The sequence below is a fragment of the Microbispora sp. ATCC PTA-5024 genome, assembly GCF_000511135.2.
Taxonomy (GTDB): domain Bacteria; phylum Actinomycetota; class Actinomycetes; order Streptosporangiales; family Streptosporangiaceae; genus Microbispora; species Microbispora corallina.
In genome coordinates this window covers 1,091,312-1,096,411 of sequence record NZ_KI866523.1, presented here as the reverse complement: position 1 = coordinate 1,096,411, position 5,100 = coordinate 1,091,312, and the positions used below count along the sequence as shown (strand labels likewise).

3 protein-coding genes are annotated in these 5,100 nt (G+C 77.9%); all 3 read right to left on the bottom strand.

Features of this window, described 5'->3' with window-relative positions; all coding sequences use genetic code 11:
• On the bottom strand, positions 1 to 815 hold an 815-nt coding region (locus MPTA5024_RS17655; RefSeq protein WP_198167206.1), incomplete at its 3' end, for an MFS transporter.
• An 11-nt stretch (positions 816 to 826) separates the two neighbouring features.
• Positions 827 to 1,288, bottom strand: coding sequence for a PPOX class F420-dependent oxidoreductase (locus MPTA5024_RS17650; protein WP_036325163.1), 462 nt, complete (start codon positions 1,286 to 1,288; stop codon positions 827 to 829).
• A 10-nt stretch (positions 1,289 to 1,298) separates the two neighbouring features.
• Positions 1,299 to 5,100: hypothetical protein (locus MPTA5024_RS17645; RefSeq protein ID WP_198167205.1), on the bottom strand; the 3,802-nt coding region annotated here is incomplete at its 5' end.

Sequence of the window (5,100 nt, the reverse complement as noted above, 5' to 3'; positions counted from 1 at the left end):
ACCCGTCCGGCGTCGAGGGCCCGCCCGGCGACGGGCTGGGCGACGGCGGCGCAGACGGCCAGCACGGAGACGGCCGCCCCGGTCAGGACGGGCGGGAGCCCGTCGGCCGCCCCGGAGACCGGCAGGAAGCCGACGCCGACGGACAGCGCGGCCGTCCCGGCCGCGAGCGCCGCCGTCGGGCGCAGGAAACCCGGGTGGGTCAGGGCGCGGCCCAGGCCGGCCACCGTCCCGCGGGCCCGTGGAAGCGGAGGGACCGCCGGGACGGCGAGCGCCGCCCAGCAGGCCACGGCGGCCGCGACGACGGCCGTCACGGCGAACAGGGCCCGCGGGCCGCCGAGCCAGACCAGCGCCCCGCCCGCGAGCGGGCCCGTCGTGTAGCCGATGCTCTTGAAGAAGCCGTACGAGCCGAAGACCCGGCCGCGCGCCGACTCCGGGGTCAGCCGCGCGACGAGGGTGGACGCCGCGGGAGAGAACGCGGAGGCCGCCGCGCCCTGCCCCAGCCGGGCGGCCCACAGCAGCGCCGGGTCTGCGGCCGCCGCGAAGGCCGCCGAGGCGAGGACGAACGCCACCAGGCCGCCGATCAGCACGGGACGGGCCCCGACGCGGTCGGCCAGCGACCCGAACACCGGCTTGAGCACCACCTCGGCCCCGTCGTACAGCGCCAGCAGCAGGCCGAGGTAGAGCAGTGAGCCCCCGACGCCCCCGGTGACGGCGCCGAGGTTGGCGGCCACGCCGTGGGCGCCGAACGCCGTGGTGAACCCGGCCGCGTAGAGCGGCCACAGCGGGCGCGTCCCGTCCGATCGTCCCGGCGACACCGCGGGGACGGTCAGGCGAGGCGGGGCGGGAAGCCGCCGGTGGCCACCGGTCCCCAGCTCGTGGGGGTGATCCGCAGCAGCGACTTGCCCTGGCGGACCATCGCCTCGCGGTACTCGTCCCAGTCGGGGTGCTCACCCGAGATCGACCGGTAGTAGTCGACCAGCGGCTCCAGGGCCTCGGGCAGGTCGAGCACCTCGGCCGTGCCGTCGACCTGCACGTAGGGGCCGTCGAAGTCGTCGGACAGGACGACCACGCTGACCCGGGCGTCGCGGCGGGCGTTGCGGGTCTTGGCCCGCTCGGGGTAGGTGGACACGACGATGCGTCCCTCGGCGTCCACGCCGCAGCTCACCGGCGACGCCTGCGGGCCTCCGTCGCGCCGCGTGGTGATGAGGACGGCGCGGTGGCGGTCACGCAGGAAGTCGAGCAGTTGCTCGCGGGAGACGGTCTCGGCGGTGGCGATCCTGGGGCTCATGGCGCCAACTCTATTGAGGGTCCCCGGCGCAGTCGCCCGGGGTGAACCCGGTCACCGCCAGGGCCGGCGCGTCGAACGGGGACATCAGGTGGGCCAGCAGGTCGACCGCGTACCCGGGGACCTGGCCGCCCGCATCGAGCAGGCTGACCACCTGGGGGCCGTCCGCGCCGCGCAACGTGATCGCGCCGGTGGACGGCGGCGCGGCGAGGCCGGGACGGGTGCCGATCGTGAGGCAGGCGAGCCGGGCGGGGCCCACGCCGACGGGCTGCCGTGCGCTGATGGGCCGCAGCACGCCGTCGTACCGCCGCAGGCGCAGGGACGTCGCCGGGCCGAGCCTGAGCGTGTCGCGGAAGGCGTCCGCCCCCACCGCGCGGTCGATCCTGACGGCGAGCTTCACGTCGGGCCGCAGGTCGACGCCCCCCGTACGGATGTCCAGGTGGTCGTAGACCCCCTCGAAGCCGGGCGTCAGGAACCCCAGCGCGGGCGGCGCGGCGAGTCCGAACGGGATCCTGCCGGGGCGGATCCGCAGCCACGACATGGCGTGCACGCCGACCGACAGGTCCGCGACGCGGCTCGGCCCCGCCCCGTAGTGGCCGTCCATCCGCAGCCCGAAGAACCCTCCGGTGTACGGGATGCCGGTGCGGTAGGACACCCGCTGCCGCCGAACCGCGGGGACGGCGAGGCCCGCGTGGATCTCGATCGAGCCGGTCGGCACCGGACGGGAGGCGAGGTCGATCGACAGGTCGTCGTTCAGCCGCACGGTCGTGTCCGGCGCGAGGTCGGTGAAGGAGATCGACGAGTCGAGCGGCCGCGCCCCCCGCACCGCGAGCGTGGCGAGCGCCCCCTGCACGGCGAGCGTGCCGTCGAGGGTGGCCGCGTCGGCCGTGTACGTCAGGGCCGGCACACGCAGCCCCGTCGCGGAGGCCGCCGCGTCGACGGCGAACGTCGCGGGGACACCGGTGAACCGGACGCCGCCCGTCCCCGGCCTTCCCTTTCGCGGGACCACGGTCACGCGGGCGGTGAGCGCGTCGATCGGGGCCGAGTCGCGCACGGTGAGGTGCGTCCTCGCGCCGTAGGAGGCAGTGATCGCGACCGAGGCGGGCACCTTCTCGACGACGACCTGGCCGCGCACGGTGCGGCCGGCGACGCGCGTCTCCCCGAGCACCTCGAGCGAGGCCATGGGCGCGGCGGGCTCGACGACGTACCCGACGTCGACCGTCCCGCCGCCGGACCCGTCGGCGACGCCGAACGGTCCCACCGACAGGCGGGTCACCGTGCCGGGCAGCCCGCGCAGCGTGGCGAGCGCCCGGAACGGCGACGCGCCGAGCGCGCTGCCGCCGAGGTACACCTGCAGGTCGCGGCCGGCCGCCCGGTAGCCGGAGAACGTCACCGTCTTGTGGGCCAGGTCCAGCGTCGCCCTGGCGGGCAGGGCCAGGCGCACGGTCCCGCGCAGCCCGGAGCAGCCGCCCGTACGGCAGAACGGGCCGCCGTCGGCGGCGCAGCCCCGGGACCCCGCCGCGCAGCGGACGTCGGCGAGGGCGAGGCCGTTCTCCACGGCGGGGAGGGCGGGGGCCCGCCCCACGGCGGCGGCCTTGCCGAGCCAGACCTCCGCCCGCAGGTCCATGGGCGCGTCGGTCTCGTAGCCGACGACCCCGCCGGAGGCCGCGGTGATCCGCAGGCGTCCGGGGACCGGCCCGAGCGTGCCCAGCGCCCCGGCGCGCAGGTCGCCGGGCAGGAGGGCGTCCACGTCGAGCGCGACGGTCTGGCGGGCGGCCCGCACGTCGGCGTCGAGTCCGCCCGCGCCGTCGGTCAGCCGCAGGCTCGACAGGCCGTCGAGACGCAGGCTCGCGTCGAACCGCCCCGGGCCGAGGTGCGCCGCCACGTGCGGGCCGGCCGGAGCCGTGGCCCCGTCGTGGTCGGTCACCGCGATCGCCAACGAGCCGAAGGCCCCCGAGACGCCGCGGACGGCGTACGTCCCGCCGGCCCAGGTGGCGTCGAAGCGGGCGGGCACCCCGGTGGCCCGGGCCGCGACCCGGACCCCGCCCGTCCGGGCGAAGGCGGACAGCGAGGCGACCGGCCGGTCGGCGGTCCACGTGAAGGCGCCGGCGGCCGGGTCGGCCGCGACGCCCACGTGGGCCCCGATCCCCTCGGCCGTGACGAAGAGGTCGTCCCGCCCCCGGGGGCCGACGGAGGTCACATGGCGCCTGTTGACGTAGAGCGACACGGCCCGCAGGCCGGCGGGGGTCGCGACGTCGGCCACGGTCCGCCCGCCCATGTCCCAGGACGCCGCGACCGAGGACCGCACACCCTCGACCGTGCCGTCGATGGTCGGGCCTGCCGTGGCGTCGGCATAGGCCGCGCGGATCCGGTCGATCGTGCCGCTCGCGCGGTAGACGGCCTTCCGGGCCGCCGGGTCGACGTCCACCTCCACCTGGGCCGGGGTGTCGGAGATCTCGATACGCGCGAGGTGCCGGCCGTCCACGGACGCCGCCCCAAGGAACGGCCGGCCGCCCGCGGCGAGCCGGAGCACGGCGTGCGGCCGGGCGCCGTACGCGACGTCGAGCGCGTCGACGTTCGACAGCCGCCCGGAGACGCCGAGCCGCGGGCCGTCCTTGATCACGGTGACGTGGGCGCCGGGCGGCGACGACACGGCTCCCCCGCCGCGCTGGAGGACGGCGTCGAGGCCGCCGAGGGCGCCGGACGCCGTCAGGGCCAGCCGGGCGTCCCGCTGGACGAGCTCGAGGTGGCCGGGGACGTCCGTGAGGGCGGCCCGGAAGGCCGTGCCCGCCGCCGAGCGGTCCGCGTAGACCATCCGCACACCGGTGCCGGTGGGAGATCCGGCGTCCACGGTGAGGCGTGATCGGGGGCCCGGCTCGTAGCGCGCCCGCAGGCGTCCCGGCAGCCGGGTGACCGAGATCCCGGCCGCGCCGTCGAGGCGTCCGCCGCCGAAGGCGTAGGCGCCGAACTCCGCCGTGCCGATCGCGGCGCCGGAGTCGAGGCTCAGGCCGGCCGTCCCGTCCGCCGCCCGGGTCAGCCGGGCCGTCGCCGTCCCGGTGACCCTGTCGGCGAGGAGGCGGGTGACCCGGGACCGGTGGGAGTCCCCGGACAGCGCCAGCGCGTCCAGCGCGGACGGGCGCGAGGCGGTGACGGTGAGCGTGCCGGCGGGCGTCCCGGTCTCCACCCGGGCGTGGACGGACAGGGTCTCCGGCACCGGAGCCTGGCGGAGGCTGACCAGCGAGGACGCCGCGGCCGACCGGCCGCCGGCCGCTCCCGCCGTCCCCGCGACCGTCGCGATCGACGCCCCCGGCCCGCGATGCCGGACGTCGGCACGCACGTCGACCTCCCCCGGCGAGGAGCGGGTGACGGTGTAGAGCCCCCAGTCGAGGTCGGACAGCGAGGTCCCGCGGCGGTAGCCGTCGACGCCCACGCGGATCAGCCGGTCGCCCAGGGAGTACTCCGCCCAGACCTGGGCCCGCAGGTCGCGCCCGGCGGTGTCCCCGCCCGGGAGCCGCCGGGTGAGCAGGCCCAGTCCCGCCGCCGCCGTCGCCGCGAGGCGGTCGCGGCGTCCCGGCGAGCCGCCGAGCGGCAGGTGACCGGCGAGCGCGTCCGCCGCCCGCAGCACGTCGCCCGGGTCGCGGGCCGGCACGAGATCGGCCAGGACGTCGGGCGTCCCGTCGCCGGTCACGTCCGCGGCGGCCGGGTGCAGCAGCGGCCGCGGCGCGGAGCAGGCGACCGGGAGCGACGGCGACTCGGCGCACAGCCGGTAGGTGAGCACCGGCACGCCCTGCGGCCGCGACCGGTAGAGCCGCGTC

Coding starts and splice junctions, on each gene's coding strand:
- MPTA5024_RS17650 (WP_036325163.1), bottom strand. CDS start 1,288: ATGAGCCCCAGGATCGCCACCGCCGAGACCGTCTCCCGCGAGCAACTG.